This is a genomic window from Roseibium sediminicola (assembly GCF_023156505.1).
Classification (GTDB): Bacteria; Pseudomonadota; Alphaproteobacteria; order Rhizobiales; family Stappiaceae; genus Roseibium; species Roseibium sediminicola.
Genome location: NZ_JALNMJ010000013.1, coordinates 94474 through 111705 on the forward strand (window position 1 = coordinate 94474; position 17232 = coordinate 111705).

A 17232-nucleotide genomic window follows, 5' to 3' on the forward strand; every position below is an offset into this window, starting at 1 on the left:
AGCCATGACCACCGCCTCGACCTTCGGAACCGCGCTGCCGATCGACGGTGTCCTGCCGGCGCTTCTGGCCGCGCTGGATCAAGGTCCCAACGCGGTGCTGGTGGCCGAACCCGGCGCGGGCAAAACCACACGCGTGCCGTTGGCGCTCTTAAATGCCGGCTGGCGCGGCGACGGCAAGATTCTGGTTCTGGAACCCCGCCGGCTTGCGGCGCGCGCCGCCGCCCGGCGCATGGCGTCCGAACTCGGCGAGAAGCCCGGCGAGACCGTCGGCTACCGGGTGCGCATGGAGACCAGGGTCAGCGCCAGGACCCGGATTGAGGTGATCACCGAAGGCGTGTTCACCCGGCTGATCCTGGACGACCCGGAGCTCACCGGCGTTGCCGCGATCCTCTTCGACGAATTCCACGAACGCTCGCTCGATGGCGATCTCGGGCTAGCCCTGGCGCTCGACGTTCAGGCCGCACTGCGCGACGATCTCAGGCTCCTGCCCATGTCAGCGACGCTGGACGCTGCCGGCATTTCAAAGCTCCTGGGCGATGCGCCCGTCATCGAGAGCAAGGGCCGCAGTTATCCGGTCGAGACGCGTTATCTCGGCCGAGCACCGCAGGAGCGGATCGAACCGCAGATGGTACGGGCGATAAGACAGGCCGTTGCCGAGGAGACCGGCTCGGTGCTGGTGTTCCTGCCCGGCCAGGGCGAGATTCGGCGCACCGCCGAAATGCTCGACGGCAAGCTGCCCGCCAATTGCCTGGTCGCGCCGCTCTTTGGAGGCCTTGAGGCAAAAGCCCAGGACGCCGCCATCCGGCCCGCCACCGACGACCAGCGCAAGATCGTGCTGTCGAGCGCCATTGCCCAAACCTCGCTAACGATCGAGGGTGTGCGCGTCGTCATCGACAGCGGCCTCGCTCGCGTGCCGAGATACGAACCGCAGACCGGACTGACCCGGCTGGAAACCGTGCGGGTGTCTCGCGCGTCCGCCGACCAGCGACGTGGCCGCGCGGGCCGGACCGAGCCCGGCATCTGTTACCGGCTCTGGGACGAAGCCCAGACCGCCGCCCTGCCCCAAGCCGAGTCTCCGGAAATCCTTGAAGCTGATCTGACCGGCCTGGTGCTGGACCTTGCCGCCTGGGGCACATTCGATCCGGCCGATCTCACCTTCGCCGAGCCGCCGCCACAAGCCGCCTGGACGGAAGCGAAGACCCTGCTGCAGGACCTGCACGCTCTCGACGGCACCGGCCGCCTGACGGAGGACGGCAAGGCGCTGGCGAAACTGCCGCTGCATCCGCGCCTGGCGCATATGGTGATCGAGGGGGCTGCGCGCGGTCTCGGCCACACCGCCGCGCTGATCGCGCTGCTGCTCTCCGAACCGGGTCTTGGCGGCCGCGATCCGGATCTGCGCGCGCGCCTTCAAAGCCTCAGGAATGACAAGAGCCAACGGGCGAAGGACGGCCGTCAGCTGGCCGAACGCTGGCTGAAACAGGCGGGCGGTGCAGGCAAAGACTTCGACCCGGAATGCGCCGGTCTGCTTCTGGCCCTTGCCTATCCGGACCGGGTTGCCCAGCAACGCGGCCAGACCGGCCGGTTCCGGCTGGCCAATGGACGCGGCGCGGAACTGGAACCTCAGCACGGCCTGGCGCGCGAACCGTTCCTGACCGTTGCCGACATCCAGGGCAAGGCCGCCAGCGGCCGCATCCAGCTGTGCGCACCGATCTCGATGGAAGAGATCGAGGAGCTGTTTGCGGCGGACATCACCGATGAAGACGAGGTGCAGCTGACCGGCGACGGGGCGCTGAAGGCCCGGCAAGTCAGACGCTACAGGTCGGTCGAGCTGAAATCCCGGCAAATCCAGTCTGCGGATCCGGAGGCTGTGGAACGGGCCTTGATCACCGAAATCCGACGGCGCGGCGTTGCCCGTCTTCCCTGGAGCAAGGACCAGCTGCGACTGAAAAAGCGCATCGCCTATGCGCGCGCAAATGGCGCCGAGGATCTGCCGGATCTGTCCGATGCCGCGTTGACCGAGAACCTCGAAAGCTGGCTGCAGCCTTATCTGGCGGGCTGCACAAGTCTCAATGGCATCGACGCGGCCCTGCTGGGCAACGCCCTGGCGGCACTTTTGCCCTATGACGCCTCGGCCCGGTTGGACACGCTGGCCCCGTCCCATTTCACCGCACCGACCGGCAGCAAGGTGCCGATCGACTATGGCGCGGCGGCCGGTCCGACCCTGTCGATCCGCGTGCAGGAACTGTTCGGATTGAGAGACCACCCCAGCGTCTGTGACGGGAGATTGCCGCTGATCCTCGAGCTGCTCTCGCCAGCGCAGCGGCCGATCCAGATCACGAAAGACCTGCCCGGCTTCTGGGCGGGGTCCTGGTCGGATGTGAAAGCCGACATGAAGGGCCGCTACCCCAAACACCCCTGGCCGGACGATCCGACCATCGCGGAGGCGACCCGGCGGGCGAAGCCGCGGGGGGCGTGACGTAATTTTGATTGTCGGGAATTGGTGGCCGATCCTTCGAGACGGCGCTCAAGCGCCTCCTCAGGATGACGCTGAATAAGGGGGGAGGTTTCAGCCGCCGCAACACCCAACAACGTCATCCTGAGGAGGACCGCCAGGTCCGTCTCGAAGGATCGGCTGTTTGCCTCAGACAGTTTCCTTGCCCATCGCGGGTGAACGAACCCGAGAGAGCGGTGAAAATGGCTTGCCCTCCAACCAAACTTGCCTACGATCCGACGCTTGGTCGCGACTTAGAAGTCGTGCTTCGAAAGATGTTTGCATCAAAGATCATTGAAAAACTTCACATGAGAAATCTTTTTGTCCTCTTTTTGATGTTTCTAGGTTTAGTCAGTTCGGCGCATGGCTCCGGCTCCATGAGCCAGCAGGAAGCCATCCGAATAAGCTCGGAGATGATGTCAGAGCTGGAACGAATACACGTTCGTTTAATGGATCTACTCGAAACGCAGGACATTGTTGACCGCCAACCCGAGCTGACCAAAATCAGCCGGGAACTCGAGAAAATTCAAATCCCGTTCCTAACTGCACTGAAATTGGATGACGAGGTCAAATCAACAGAGAACCAGGCTCAAAGGCAAAAATCGTATCTGCGGGAGCTTTGGAAATGTCAAAAGTCAGTTTCCAAACTTGCAAGATTTTCCGAACTGATCGTGCAGCCGGAAGTTCGTTTCCGCACTCCAAGCCTCATTCAAAAAATCTACTTTGATTTTTTGAGCATAAGTGAAGACTGCAGGTATCAGCTTGGCAAACAGCCGTCTCCTGGTCTCACAACACCTGCTGAAGTTTATCAGGCCTACTTAGAAGTCATGCAGCGCGTCCTCCTGGAAATGAAGGACCTGGATGATCCGAGTTTCTTGGCAGAGACCAAGTCGGACCCAAAGGAGTGGTTTTTCTTCAAGGAAAAAATGTATTGGCGCTTATATGCGGAAAACAGCTGGGATCTCCAACAGCTCTACGCAATAACATTCGAGATGAGTTTGCGCTCAAAAGACTACCGCCAGCAGGTGCAAGCGCTCAGCGCCTGTCAGTCGATGCATGGATCTTACCGGCAACTGGTTGATAAATTCGCCCTGGCCTTGGCGTTCGATCACCAGACCCTTTTCACGGAATCATCCCTGAACCGGCTCCTCACAAAGTTCGCTGAGTGTGAACGGGAGTTGGCTAGCCAAAGCGCTAAAGGACTTAGCAAATCGCAATAAACTTGCGAGAACTGCAGCAGCGCAGATCGTCCGTCAAACGCTCGACGGCATCCTCTCAATTCTCATCTCGGCCAAGCAACGCGCGAACCGGAACCGGAGAGCCATTTATCCCTGAAACAGCTCAAGGACATCGGCGCCCCGATCCCGGATCTTCGCTTGGCTGCGTCCGGAATGACCGCGGTGTGATTATGCAGACCGACTGCTACACCCTCAATCGTCCGACGCGGCGACCAGGCTGGCGTTGCCGCCGGCCGCGGCCGTGTTGATCGAGACGACCTGTTCCAGCGCGAACCTTGTCAGGTAGGACGGGCCGCCGGCCTTCGGGCCGGTGCCGGAGAGACCGGAGCCGCCGAAGGGCTGGGTGCCGACAACCGCGCCGATGGTGTTGCGGTTGACATAGACGTTGCCGACGGAAAGCCGGTCGACGACCTTCTTCACCGTGGCATCGATGCGGCTGTGCACGCCGAGCGTCAGGCCGTAGCCGGTGCCTGCGATCTGGTCGAGCACCTTGTCGAGATCCTTGGCTTTGTAGCGCACCACATGCAGCACCGGACCGAAGACCTCGCGGGTCAGGGCCTCGGCCTTGTCGAGCTCGATGATATGCGGAGCGACCCAGGAGCCGTTGGCGAGCTTGCCTTGCGGCGTCTGACCGGCAAAGCGCAGTTTCTGGCTCTCTTTCATATCCTCGATATGCGCGAGAATGCCGTCGCGGGCTTCGTCGTCAATCACCGGGCCGATATCCGTTGACGGCAGCCGCGGGTCGCCGAGGGAAAGTTCCTTTGCCGCGCCTTCGAGCATGGCCAGCAGGCTGTCGGCGACATCTTCCTGAACATAGAGTATGCGCAGGGCCGAACAGCGCTGGCCGGCGGAGCGGAAGGCCGACATCATGACGTCGTCGCAGACCTGCTCGGGCAGCGCAGTCGCATCGACGATCATGGCGTTGATGCCGCCGGTTTCCGCGATCAAGGGCACGATCGGGCCACGCTTGGTCGCCAGCGTGCCGTTGATTGCCCAGGCGGTCTCGGTGGAGCCGGTGAAGGCAACGCCCGCCACCGCCGGATGGGAGGTCAGCGCCGCGCCGACATCGCCCTCACCCGGCAGCAGGTAGAAGGCGTCTTCCGGAACACCGGCCTGATACATCAGCTTGGCGGTCTCATAGGCAATCAGCGGCGTCTGTTCCGCCGGCTTGGCGACAACAGCGTTGCCGGCCAGGAGCGCCGCGCTGATCTGGCCCAGGAAAATCGCCAGCGGAAAGTTCCAGGGAGAGATGCAGACAAAGACGCCACGGCCGCGGTGGCGGTAGCGGTTTTCCTCACCCGTCGGGCCAGGCATCAAACGGCCTTCGCCGAATTGCGCGCGCGCCTCGGCGGCATAGTAGCGGCAGAAATCAACCGCTTCACGGATTTCGGCAATGCCGTCCGTCAGGCATTTGCCGGCCTCCATGGAAAGGATCATCATCAGCCGGTCGCGGTGTTCCTCCAGAAGGTCACCGACCTTGTCGAGCGCGGCGGCGCGCTCCTCGACCGGACGGCGCGACCAGGCCTCGAAGCCCTTGCGGGCGTTTTCAATGGCCTTGTGCGCGGTGTCCTTGTCGGCGAAGCGGACCGTGCCGACCCTGGTGCTGCCGTCCATCGGCGCGAACACCGGGTTGGCGTCGCCGACCGCTTTCAGTCCGGCGCCTAGCGGGCCGGCTTCGGTGAAAGGAGCGGTTGTCTTGGCCATGCCAGTGGTCAGAAGATTGCGTTCTGCTGCCCAGCCGAATTCGATGCCGTCGGAATTGTCGCGGCTGGCGCCGTAAAGCTCCTTCGGCAGCGGGATCGAGCGGTTGACCGCGTGGTGGCCGTTGTCGAGCAGTTCGGCGGGCCGCTTGAGCAGATTTTCCGTTGGCACGGAGGCGTCACCGACAATGGTGACGAAGGAGGAGTTGGCACCGTTTTCAAGAAGACGGCGCACCAGATAGGCCAGGAGATCCTTGTGACCGCCGACCGGGGCGTAGATGCGGCAGGGGAACTTGTCCCGCTCGACCACGGATTTGTAGAGGCTCTCGCCCATGCCGTGGAGGCGCTGGAACTCGTAACCCTCGGCCTTGCCACCGGCGAGCTCGATGATCTGGGCGACGGTGAGCGCGTTGTGGGTGGCGAATTGCGGATAGAGCACATCGCGGGCCGCCAGCATGCGCTTGGCGCAGCACAGATAGGAGAGGTCGGTCGCCGCCTTGCGGGAAAAGACCGGATAATTGTCCGCGCCGCCTTCCTGGGCGTGCTTGATTTCCGTGTCCCAATAGGCGCCCTTGACGAGGCGTACCATCAGCTTGCGATTGGTCTTGCGGGCGGCCTTGACCAGCCAGTCGATCACATGAACGCCGCGCTTCTGATAGGCCTGGACCGCGAGGCCAAAGCCGTCCCAGCCTTCGGTGACCGGGTCGTTCAAGAGCATGGCGATGACGTCGAGCGAGATTTCGAGGCGATCGGCCTCTTCCGCGTCGACGGTGAAGTTGAGATTGCGGTCCTTGGCCATCTGCACCAGTTCGCGCAGCTTCGGCAGCAGCTCGTCACGCACGCGCTCGCCATTGACGGCCTCGTAGCGCGGATGCAACGCCGACAGCTTGACGGAGATGCCCGGACGTTCGGGAAGCTTCTTGTCGCCCGCGGATTTGCCGATCGCCTCGATGGCCTTGGCATAGGACTGGAAATAACGCTCGGCGTCTTTTGCGGTGCGCGCACCCTCGCCCAGCATGTCGTAGGAGTAGCGGTAGCCCTTGGCTTCCTGGGCCCTGGCACGTTCGAGCGCCTTCTGGATGGTCTCACCCAGAACGAACTGGTGGCCGAGCAGCTGCATCGCCTTGCGGGTCGCCACCCGCACGGTCGGCATGCCCATGCGCTTGACCAGGCTGGAGAGGATCGATTGCGGCGTGTCGCCCGGGTGCAGCAGGCGGGAGGTGACGCCCAGCGCCCAGGAGGAGGCGGAGACCAGCCAGGTGTCGGATTTCGGACCGGACGGATCGTCGAACCGGGCCGCGGCAAGCTTGTCCTCGATCAGCTTGTCGGCGGTCTTGGCATCCGGCACCCGCAGGAGCGCCTCGGCAAGCACCATCATGGCAAGGCCTTCGCGGGTGGTCAGGCCGAATTCGCGCATGAAGTCCTCAACACCGCCAAGGCCGACCTGAACGGAGCGCATGTCCTCGATGTAACCGCGGGCGCGCTGGTCGATCAGTTTCTCGACCACCGGATCGCCCTTGGCCTCTTTCAGAAGCGCTTCGACAAGCGGCTTGTCGTCCGGGGCATAGGCCGCACGGAACGGCTCGAGATCGGATGTTTCAAATGTCTTCATGGCTGCAGACGTTGCGGTCATGAGAGCCTCCCAAAGTGGCCGCGCGCGGCCGTGTCACTAGATTTCCCTAAAATATCCCATCTGGATGGCCGATTTCCCCTGTTTTTCACGCCTTAAACCGTGTATTTTCAGGCGAAAATTCAAATTTGAAAGAATTTTCACTATGCTCGATGCGATAGACCGGCGGATTCTGAGGGTCCTTCAACAGGATGGCCGCATCACCAACACCGATTTGTCGGAACGGATCAGCCTGTCGGCGACCGCGACGGCTGAACGCATGAAGCGGCTGGTGCGGGACGGCTATATCGAACACTTCTCCGCCAGCCTCGACCCAAAGAAGGTCGACCGGGGCCTGCTGGTGTTTGTCGAAATCCGGCTGGAGCGGACTTCGCCGGAGATTTTCGATGCTTTCAAGATCGCCGTGGAACGCTCCCCCGACGTGTTGGAATGCCACATGGTGGCCGGTGGTTTTGATTATCTGATGAAAAGCCGGGTCAAGGACATGGAAGCCTATCGCGCGTTTCTGTCCGACGTGGTGCTGACCTTGCCGGGCGTGCGCGAAACACACACCTACGCGGTCATGGAGGAAATCAAGGACACCCACATCCTGCCGGTCTAGCGCTGCTTGATCACAATGTTCACAAAGCCTTGTCTTGACCGTGCGATGCACCCTGCGCGAGGGATCAGGATCGGCCATGCCCCGACACCGAGGACTTTTCCATGACACGACGTTTCGCCGCCACGCTTGGTCTTCTTGGAACCCTGCTCCTGCCACTTCCCGGCACGGCGCAGGAAACGGATCCGGCAACCTCCCAGGAATGGCAAAGCGTGCTGGAAGAGGCCAGGGGCCAGACCGTCTATTTCCACGCCTGGGGCGGCGAGCCGCGCATCAATGCCTATATCGGCTGGGCCGCCCGGGAAGTGGAACGCGATTTCGGCGTCCGGGTGATCCACGTCAAGGTCAGCGACACCGCCACGGTCGTTTCCCAGGTGCTGGCGGAAAAATCCGTCGGCAAGGCCTCCGGCGGGGCGGTCGATCTCATCTGGATCAACGGCGAAAATTTTGCCGCGATGAAGGAACAGGGCCTGCTCGCGGAGCAGGGCTGGGCCGAGACCCTGCCCAACTGGCGCTATGTCGACGTGGAAAACAAACCCACGGTGAGCGTGGATTTCACGGTGCCGACGGATGGTCAGGAAAGCCCCTGGGGCATGGCCAAGCTGGTGTTCATGTATGACAGCGCCCGGCTCGACACGCCCCCGGCAACGCTCCAAGCGCTCCTCGACCACGCCAAGGCCCATCCCGGCCGGTTCTCTTATCCGCAACCGCCGAATTTTTATGGCACGACCTTTTTGAAACAGGTTCTGGTGAGCACCGTCGAAGACAAGGCCGCCCTTTCCAGACCGGTCGACGATGCCGACTTCGAGGCGCTGACTGCGCCGCTGTTTGCCTACCTGGACGACTTGCACGGGTCTTTGTGGCGGCAGGGTGAGGCGTTTCCTCAGAATGCCTCGCACATGCGCCAGCTGCTCGCGGACGGCGAACTCGACATCGCCTTTTCCTTCAATCCGGGCGATGCCGCAGGGGCCATCGCCAATGGCGAACTGCCGCCCAGTGTGCGCACCTTCGTGCTGGATGGCGGCACCATCGGCAACACCCATTTTGTCGCGATCCCCTTCAACAGTTCCAACAAGGCCGGTGCCAAGGTGTTCGCGGATTTCCTGCTGACGCCGATGGCCCAGACCCGCAAGCAGGACCCGGAAATCTGGGGCGATCCGACGGTACTGAACGTCGCCGCGCTGCCGGCCAATGAGAAGGCCCTGTTCGAAGCTCTCGATCTCGGACCGGCCACCCTGTCGCCGGAGGACCTCGGCCCTGTACTGCCCGAGCCGCATCCGAGCTGGGTCGCGGCCCTGGAAGACGCCTGGCTGCAACGCTACGGCGCGGAATGAACGGACGGGAGCATTGACCGGCAGGCGGCATTCGTTTCCTGAGATCCCGACACTTCTGGTCGCGCTCCTGCTGGCGGGACCCGTCCTGGCGGGGCTGGCGGGAACGGTCCTGCCGGCCTTCGGCTATCTTCCGGTGCTCGGCTATGACAGAATCTCGCTCGAGCCGTTCCGTGAACTTCTCGCGGCACCAGGCCTTGCCCGGTCCGCCCTGCTCAGCTTCGGCACCGGCCTCGTCGCGTCGCTGCTCTCGCTCGCCATCGTGCTGGTCTTTGCGGCGGGCTGGGCCGGCACGGCGACTTTCCAACGCCTGAGCCGGTTCCTGTCACCGCTTCTCTCCGTGCCGCATGCCGCCGCGGCCATCGGCCTCGCTTTTCTGATCGCGCCCTCCGGCTTTCTGGTGCGCGCCCTCTCGCCCTGGGCGACAGGTTGGACGCGGCCGCCGGATCTTCTGATCCTCAACGACCCGCTCGGCCTCAGCCTGACTTTCGGCCTGGTGGCCAAGGAGGTGCCGTTCCTGTTCCTGATGACGCTCGCGGCCCTCAGCCGTCCGCATATCCGCGACTTCTACCGGGCCGGTGCAAGTCTCGGTTATGGCCGTATGGCGACGTTTTTCAAGATCGTGCTGCCGCAGATCTATCCGCTGATCCGTCTGCCCGTTCTCGCGGTAATCGCCTACGCGACCTCGGTGGTCGATGTCGCCGTCATCCTCGGACCAACGACGCCCGCGCCGCTTGCTCCCAGACTGGTCGGCTGGATGAGCGATCCGGATCTTTCCAGGCGGCTGACGGCCTCCGCCGGTGCCCTGCTTCAGCTCGGTGTCACGTCTGCGGCCCTGCTGGTCTACCTGATCCTGGAACGGCTGGCCCTTTCGGGATTGCGTGGCCGGCTCGCCAGCGGCCACCGCCATCGCCATGACGGCGCTGCCCGGCACGCGGGCCTTGCCCTGATGGTCGCTGTCATCACCGTGATGATGCTGTCGCTCCTGTTACTCGGCCTCTGGTCCATGGCGCGGTCCTGGTGGTTTCCCGCACTGCTGCCTCAACGCTGGGATCTCATGCGGCTGGCCGACACTTTCACGATGGGAGCTCCGGCGCTTTGGGCAACGCTTGCGCTCGCTGTCACCACGGCCGGCCTTGCAACGGCCCTGACCCTGTGGCTGCTGGACGCCCGCAGCCACAACAACAGGCCATCGGGGCGCAGGCTGAAGGCGCTTGTCTTCCTGCCGTTGCTCCTGCCCCAGATCGGTTTTCTGTTCGGGCTGCAGATGCTGTTTCTGCTTGCCGGAATGAGCGGGTCCTTTCCGGCTGTGCTGCTGGCCCAGCTGGTGTTCGTGTTTCCCTATGCCGTGCTGTCCTTAAGCGATTCCTGGGCGCGGCTGGACCCGCGCTACACCAAGGCGGCGGCATCCATCGGAGCGTCGCGGGCACGGATTTTCTGGCAGGTGCGTCTGCCGCTTCTCCTGCGGCCGGTGCTCACCACGCTTGCCGTTGCCGCGGCCGTTTCCGTCGGCCAGTATCTGCCGACCCTGATGATCGGCGCGGGCCGGATCGTCACCGTGACCACCGAAAGCGTCGCGCTGGCCAGTGGCGGCAATCGCCCGGTGGCCGCACTCTATGCCTTGCTGCAGCTGCTGATCCCGCTGACAGGCTTTGTGCTGGCCGCCCTGATCCCGGCCGTCCTGTACCGCAACCGGGCCGCCATGCGGCTGGAACGGGGTTGATCAAGATGCAAGCGTGCGATGCAAGGACGGGCCTTGTACTGGAAAATGTCGCCATCCGCCTCGGCGGCCGACTGCTGCTTCAGGTCGACTGCCGGATCGACGCGGGCTCTGTCCTGACGATCATGGGCGAAAGCGGCAGCGGCAAATCGAGCCTCCTCGATTTCATCGCCGGGTTCCTGCGCCCGGACTTTCAGGCGTCGGGCCGCGTTCACCTGAAAGGCCGCGACCTGACAGACCTGCCCGCGCAGGAGAGGCATGTCGGCCTGATGTTTCAGACGCCGCTCCTGTTCCCGCACATGTCCGTGCTGCAGAACCTGCTCTTCGCGATCCCGCCCGGAATCCGGCAACGGTCCTTGCGCCGCGACATGGCGGAACAGGCCCTTGCCGATGTCGGCCTGGCAGGATTTGCCAACCGTGACCCTGCAACGCTTTCCGGTGGACAACAGACCAGGGTCGCGCTGATGCGCACGCTGCTCGCCGATCCGCACGCGCTGCTGCTCGACGAACCCTTTTCCAGCCTGGACAGAACCCGGCGAGCCGATATTCGCGCACAGGTCTTCGAGGCCGCGCGGCGCAAAAGCCTGCCGGTGCTGCTGGTCACTCATGATGAGGAAGATGCCGAGGCCGCGGGTGGCGAGGTTTTTCGGCTGGACCAGGCTTGAGGTGCTGCGGATGGTTTTGTCGCGGCGAATGAAACGAGGAGGCTCGAGGTGGCCTCCGGAAGTACGCATTGGCTAACGCCGCTTACCCCCACCCTTGATCCCTCCCCACAAGGGGGAGGGAGACGCAAGCGGCGCTTTCCCGAAAGGAAAACGAATTCATCATGCGCCATTCGTCACTGTCCGAGGTGAATTGGCACAGCCTGATCCCCCTCCCCCTTGTGGGGAGGGGTTAGGGGTGGGGGTACGCAGCATTCGCGTTCAGAAAGTCAACGGTGCCGCGGATACGGAGCAGATCACCTGCCGCGCACCCAAAAGACTACTCCGCCTGGTCGGCGGATTTCGCCTGCAGTAGGGCGTAATTGTCGATGCCGATCTGTTCGATCAGGCCGAGCTGGGTTTCCAGGAAGTCGATATGGCCTTCCTCGTCGGCGAGCAGACGCTCGAACAGGGCCATGGTGACAAAGTCGCCCAGCTCCCGGCAGACTTCGCGGGCTTCCTTGTAAAGCGCGCGGGCCACATATTCCGCCGCCAGGTCGCCTTCCAGACACTCCTTCAGCGACTGGCCGATACGCAGCGGGTCGAGGGTCTGCAGGTTCGGCAGGCCTTCCAGGAAGATGATCCGGTCCATCAGCTCCTGGGCATGGGCGCGTTCCTCGTCGGCCTCGACCAGTTCCTTGGCGGCCAGCTTGCCATAGCCCCAGTCCTCCAGCAGACGGGCATGGACCCAGAACTGGTTGACCACCGTCAACTCATGACGCAGCGACTTGTTCAGATATTCAATGACGCGCGGTTCGCCCTTCATAGGCCCTCTCCCTGGTTACCGGCCGACGGCCCGCTTCCGCGGCCCGGTTCCCGGTTTCGATGCTTCGGTTTCTTCAGAGCTTTTTTCGTGAATGATGTCAATCACCGCCGGAAAACATCCCCCGCAGCGCGGGCGGCAGCCGAGATGCCGGAAAACAGCCCCCGGGGTCGGCACCTTGCCGTTCGGGTCCGCGCGCATTTCCTCCGCCGCCTCGCGAAGCTGCTTGTCAGACAGGACGTTACAGGAGCAAATGATCATTGTAGGATCCGGCGCGCGTCCTCATATGCGGGACAGAGTGGCATTGACGAATTCCAGCGAAATATCGAAACTCGACCATAAGAGTCAACTTTTTCCGGACCGCCGGAAGCCAGACAAGGGAACATCATGAACGGCAAGCCTCATGTGGATGACCGTCCCACACTCGTGCTGACCGGTGCAAGTCGCGGCATCGGCCACGCGACCGTCAAGCGGTTTTCCGCCGAAGGCTGGCGGGTGATCACCTGTTCCCGGCAGGCCTTTTCTGACAAGTGTCCCTGGCCGATGGGACCGGAAGATCATATCCAGGTGGATCTGTCCGACCCGGAAAATCTCGGCTTCGCCACCCAGGAAATCCGCAAGCGGCTGGAAGTGAACGGCTCCAAGCTGCACGCGCTGGTCAACAATGCCGGCATCAGTCCGAAGGGTGCAAATGGTGAGCGCCTCGATTCGCTGACCACCGCCATGCATGAATGGCGGACCGTGTTTCAAGTCAATTTCTTCGCCCCCATCCTGCTCGGCCGTGGCCTCTTCAAAGAGCTCAAGAATGCGGGTGGCTCTGTGGTCAACGTGACGTCGATCGCCGGCATGCGCGTCCACCCCTTCGCCGGCACGGCCTATGCCACCTCAAAGGCGGCCCTGGCCTCATTGACCCGGGAAATGGCCGCTGACTTCGGACCGCACGGGATCCGCGTCAACGCGATTGCGCCAGGAGAAATCGACACCTCGATCCTGTCGCCCGGCACTGAAAAGATGATTGAGGACATTCCTCTGCGGCGTCTGGGCCTGCCGCCTGAAGTTGCCGACACGATTTTTTACCTGTGTTCCGACAAGTCTTCCTATGTCAGCGGGGCGGAAATCCACATCAACGGCGGACAGCATGTATAATGAATGCATACAACCTTGAATTTATGATCTAGATTAAAGTTATCATGTTTTAAAAGTTATCTTTTGTTAACAGGTATAGAATTTTCAACTCAAATAGTACCTGAAGATAATTCCCATAATTTACCCAATCTTCACTGGACTCCGCAATAGTAACAGAGAAATTGCGGTGATTCCGGCTGTGCGGGGATGAAATGAAGAGACTTTTGAAGGTTCTGACCGACTTGAAATTCGGGTTCAAGGTAGGTGGCGGTTTTTTTGCCGTTCTCCTACTGACGGCGCTGGTCGGAGGTGTCGGTTTCCTTGCCATTCACAGCCTGGCAAGCAAGTTTGTCGTCGCTGACCAGGCGTCCAAGGTCGCGGCTCAGGTCCAGACAACATCGCAGCAGCGGGAAGACTATCTGAACAATCCGAGCAGCGACTTGAGCGACGCGGTGCAGGCCGAAATCGCAAAGCTGGAAACGGAATTGTCCAAGCTTGCCGAAGACGTTGCCGGAGATGCCGGCTCCGAGGCACAGGTCGCCGGTGCCAGCGAGGCCGTTTCCAAGTTCTCCGAAACCTTCGCGGAAGTGGTCGCGCAGACCCAGCAGCAGAACGACCGGTTGGCCACCCTGCAGAAGAGCACCGAGGATCTGGGAGCCCTGGCAATCAGCATCAACGAGGCGGTCGCTTCTGAAGAAAAGAAAATCAGTGCCGAAGCCTTCACCGCCAACAGCCAGCTGGATGACGCCAACCAGCTGCAGTTCACGGTGTTCCAGCTGAAGGACGAAGTCGTTCAGGTGCACATGCTTTACCTGGAAGGCAGCGGCAATATCGACGGCGAAGACCTGGACAAGGCAATTGACATCGCCCGAAATCTCGTCGCATCGACCAAACAGATGAAATACAAGCAGATCGAGGGCATCGACCGCAAAACCGTCAGCATGCTGGCCGCCCAGGCCAACAAACTGAACAAGGCCCTGGAAAACCTCACCACAGACCTCGGTTTTTCCGAAGCCTATGAGGCGCGCCTTGCCGTCGGCACCGCAATCGAGGGCATGGATACCCTGACCAAGGATATTCTCGGCCAGGTCGATCCGGTTGTGTCCAAGGCCAAAACCGATGCCTTGACGGCGTCGACCCGGCTGGCGACCGTGCGGTCGATTGCTGAAAAAGCCACCAAGCTGAATCAGCTGGCCCTGGCGGCCCGCGCGGAAACGCTCTACCTGTTCGGTTCTTTCGGTGTCATCGAGACAACCGGTGTCGAAGAGCAAATCACGAACTTGGCCGGCCTTCAAAAGGATATGGTCAAATACGCCATGATCCTGCCGTCCGCCGCCGAGGCCATCAAGGGAATCCCGGTTTCGGTTGCCACACTGGAAAAATCGTTCCAGGAAATGGTCGCGACCAAGCATGACCTCGCAACCAAGCGCGGCCAGCTCGACAGCTTGACCCGCAAGGTCACGGCGGACATCGCCGCTATTTCCGAGGCCCAGTCCAAGGCGGCCAATTCCGCCTCAAGTGCCGCGGAGCTGCAGATTGCGACCACAATTCTTCTGGCCATCCTCGGCGGTGTCGGCCTGGCCTTCGTCCTCAACCTGGCCATCACCCGGCCGATCCGTACCATCACCGACGTGATGGGCCGGCTCGCCAATGGCGACAATGAAGTCGAGATTCCCGGCCGTGACCGCGGCGACGAGATCGGCGACATGAGCCGGACCGTTCAGGTTTTCCGCGACAACGCCATCGAGCGCGCACAGCTTCAGGAACAGAACGCCCAGGAAGAAGCGGCACGACAGCAGCGCCAGGAACGGATCGACTCTATGATCCAGTCGTTCCGCTCCAAGGCGGAAGAGGCCCTTGGCTCGGTAGAATCCACCGCCGGCAGCCTCGACGCGACCGCACAGGCGCTCACCGAGATCGCCCGCGACAGCGCCGGCTACGCAAGCGAAACCCAGGCCTCCTCGAACGAGACCACCAACAACGTCCAGACCGTGGCCAGCGCCGCGGAAGAGCTGGCGGCCTCGATCGGCGAGATCTCCCGCCAGGTTGCGCAGACCACGGAGATTGTCGACCGGGCCACCACCGGTACACGCATCACCAACCAGAAGGTCGAGGGTCTTGCGGAAGCAGCAACTAAGATCGGCGAAGTTGTCACGCTCATTCAGGCGATTGCCGAACAGACCAACCTCCTGGCCCTCAACGCCACCATCGAGGCGGCGCGTGCGGGCGAAGCCGGCAAGGGCTTCGCGGTCGTTGCCGCCGAGGTGAAGGAACTGGCAACGCAGACCTCCAAGGCGACCGAGGAGATCTCCAGCCAGATCACCGAGATCCAGAACGCCACCAAGGAATCGGTTGTCGCCATCGGCGAGATCGCCGAGACCATGACGGAGGTCAACACCTACACCACCGCCATCGCCTCGGCCGTCGAGCAGCAGGGCGCGGCCACCGCGGAAATCTCGCAGAACGTCCAGCGGGCGGCGGAAGGCACCGGTGCCGTGTCCTCTTCCATGAACCAGCTCTCCCAGGCTGTCGATCAGACCTCGTCCTCCGCGGATATGGTCCTGTCGGCCTCTGGCGAACTGACCCAGAAGACCGACGAGCTGAAGCGGGAAGTCGAGCAGTTCCTCTCCGAGGTTGCCGCCGCCTGATTTCGGGTCCGTATGAAAACCGGGCGGGTGAGCTTCGGCTCCCCGCCCTTTTTCTTTGCCAGGTCCGGCACGAAACGTTGACGTTTGCGTCCGTGCCGACTAGAGCGGAAACAATTTCCTGACGCTCAACAAACGAGAGACCCCCGTGGCGGACCAGACCAGCGCCTCCTCCTTCGCTCCTTCCGGCAAGCCGCCGGTCCAGACCTGGCCGGTGATCCTGGAAACGAAAGGCTGGAAGGACTACCGGCTGCTCGACATGGGCGAAGGCGAAAAGCTGGAACGCTACGGCCGGTTTACCATCGTGCGCCCCGAACCCCAGGCGATGGGAGCAAGGCGGCAAAAGGAAAGCGTCTGGAACCGGGCCGATGCCGTCTTCTCCGGCGATACGGAAGAAGAAGGCCCCGGCCGCTGGAAGTTCTCCGGCAATGTGCCGGAGACCTGGCCGATGTCCTATGGTCCGGTGAGCTACAACGGCCGCTTCATGTCGTTCCGTCATGTCGGCGTTTTTCCCGAACAGGCCGCCCATTGGGACTGGGTCAACGGCAAGATCCGCGCCGAGCGCAAACGCAATCCGGAAAAGCCGCTGAAGATCCTGAACCTCTTCGGTTATACCGGCCTCGCCTCGCTGTTGCCGGCGACCGAAGGCGCCCAGGTCACCCATGTGGATGCCTCCAAGAAGGCGATCGGCTATGCCCGCGAGAACCAGGCCATGTCCGGCCTGGAGGATCTGCCGATCCGCTGGATCTGCGAGGACGCCTCCAAATTCGTCGCAAGGGAAGTCCGGCGCGGCAACACCTATGACGGCATCATCCTCGATCCGCCGAAATACGGCCGCGGTCCCAAGGGCGAGGTCTGGGACATCTATACCAGCCTCCCGGGCATGCTCGCGGACCTGCAGAAGCTTCTGGCCGACGACGCCCTGTTCATGATCCTGACCGCCTACGCGATCCGCTCCAGCTTCGTCTCCATTCACGAACTGATGGCCGAAACGCTCAGCCGACAGGGCGGCCAGCTGGAATCCGGCGAACTGGTCATCCGCGAGGAAGACGGCGCGCGGGCCTTGTCCACGTCTCTGTTTTCGCGCTGGAGCAGCCGGTAGGGTTTGTGTGGCTGGTACAAACAGCTTTTCAAACCCAAAGCGTCATCCTGAGGAGGACCTTTAGGTCCGTCTCGAAGGATGACGCTGTGGGGTGTGGTCGGGTTGAGGGGGGCATTCCATCCTGCGTAACCGTTTATCCGCGTTTCCCGCCAATCTACGTCATTCCATGGCTCGACCCACTGCTGTGC

At 62.3% G+C, this 17232-nt stretch carries 12 protein-coding genes; 9 read left to right on the forward strand and 3 right to left on the reverse strand.

Annotated features, from left to right (window positions below):
* The first annotated feature begins 4 nt into the window (after window positions 1-4).
* Both hrpB and M0H32_RS18175 read left to right on the forward strand, forming a co-directional pair.
* Window positions 5-2476 carry an ATP-dependent helicase HrpB gene (hrpB, locus tag M0H32_RS18170; RefSeq protein WP_248156498.1) on the forward strand — a complete coding sequence of 824 codons (2472 nt, stop codon included), beginning with the start codon at window positions 5-7 and terminating at the stop codon, window positions 2474-2476.
* 11 nt (window positions 2477-2487) lie between these two features.
* Window positions 2488-3711 (forward strand): hypothetical protein, encoded by a 1224-nt coding sequence (locus M0H32_RS18175; RefSeq protein ID WP_248156499.1) that lies wholly within the window; start codon window positions 2488-2490, stop codon window positions 3709-3711.
* Window positions 3712-3921: 210 nt separating this feature from the next.
* Here the strand turns inward: M0H32_RS18175 and putA are convergent, their stop codons facing one another.
* On the reverse strand, window positions 3922-7062 hold the full coding sequence (gene putA, locus M0H32_RS18180; protein WP_248156500.1) for a bifunctional proline dehydrogenase/L-glutamate gamma-semialdehyde dehydrogenase PutA: 3141 nt from the start codon (window positions 7060-7062) through the stop codon (window positions 3922-3924).
* Between the two features lie 142 nt (window positions 7063-7204).
* Between putA and M0H32_RS18185 the strand changes: the two genes are divergently transcribed.
* From M0H32_RS18185 to M0H32_RS18200, 4 genes are all read left to right on the forward strand, one after another.
* The gene (locus tag M0H32_RS18185) at window positions 7205-7660 is read left to right on the forward strand and encodes an Lrp/AsnC ligand binding domain-containing protein (RefSeq protein ID WP_248156501.1); all 456 of its coding nucleotides are present in this window, start codon (window positions 7205-7207) and stop codon (window positions 7658-7660) included.
* Between the two features lie 101 nt (window positions 7661-7761).
* A complete protein-coding gene (locus tag M0H32_RS18190; RefSeq protein ID WP_248156502.1) occupies window positions 7762-8991 on the forward strand; it encodes an ABC transporter substrate-binding protein in 1230 nt (409 codons plus the stop codon).
* Between the two features lie 13 nt (window positions 8992-9004).
* On the forward strand, window positions 9005-10711 hold the full coding sequence (locus tag M0H32_RS18195; RefSeq protein ID WP_248156503.1) for an ABC transporter permease: 1707 nt from the start codon (window positions 9005-9007) through the stop codon (window positions 10709-10711).
* A 5-nt stretch (window positions 10712-10716) separates the two neighbouring features.
* A complete protein-coding gene (locus M0H32_RS18200) occupies window positions 10717-11373 on the forward strand; it encodes an ATP-binding cassette domain-containing protein (protein WP_248156504.1) in 657 nt (218 codons plus the stop codon).
* Window positions 11374-11689: 316 nt separating this feature from the next.
* Here the strand turns inward: M0H32_RS18200 and bfr are convergent, their stop codons facing one another.
* Window positions 11690-12175: a bacterioferritin gene (gene bfr / locus M0H32_RS18205; RefSeq protein ID WP_248156506.1), complete on the reverse strand. Its 486-nt coding sequence runs from the start codon at window positions 12173-12175 to the stop codon at window positions 11690-11692.
* 15 nt (window positions 12176-12190) lie between these two features.
* The gene (locus tag M0H32_RS18210; protein WP_248156507.1) at window positions 12191-12433 is read right to left on the reverse strand and encodes a (2Fe-2S)-binding protein; all 243 of its coding nucleotides are present in this window, start codon (window positions 12431-12433) and stop codon (window positions 12191-12193) included.
* Window positions 12434-12559: 126 nt separating this feature from the next.
* Here M0H32_RS18210 and M0H32_RS18215 point away from each other — a divergent pair, with 126 nt between their 5' ends.
* The 3 genes from M0H32_RS18215 to M0H32_RS18225 all read left to right on the forward strand — a co-directional run bounded on the left by M0H32_RS18215 (window position 12560) and on the right by M0H32_RS18225 (window position 17044).
* Window positions 12560-13318 carry an SDR family NAD(P)-dependent oxidoreductase gene (locus M0H32_RS18215; RefSeq protein ID WP_248156508.1) on the forward strand — a complete coding sequence of 253 codons (759 nt, stop codon included), beginning with the start codon at window positions 12560-12562 and terminating at the stop codon, window positions 13316-13318.
* Window positions 13319-13509: 191 nt separating this feature from the next.
* Complete coding sequence (locus M0H32_RS18220; RefSeq protein WP_248156509.1) at window positions 13510-15945, forward strand: methyl-accepting chemotaxis protein; 2436 nt, start codon at window positions 13510-13512, stop codon at window positions 15943-15945.
* Between the two features lie 145 nt (window positions 15946-16090).
* Entirely contained in the window at window positions 16091-17044 is a 954-nt protein-coding gene (locus M0H32_RS18225; RefSeq protein WP_248156510.1) for a class I SAM-dependent rRNA methyltransferase, read from the forward strand.
* Window positions 17045-17232: the final 188 nt, after the last annotated feature.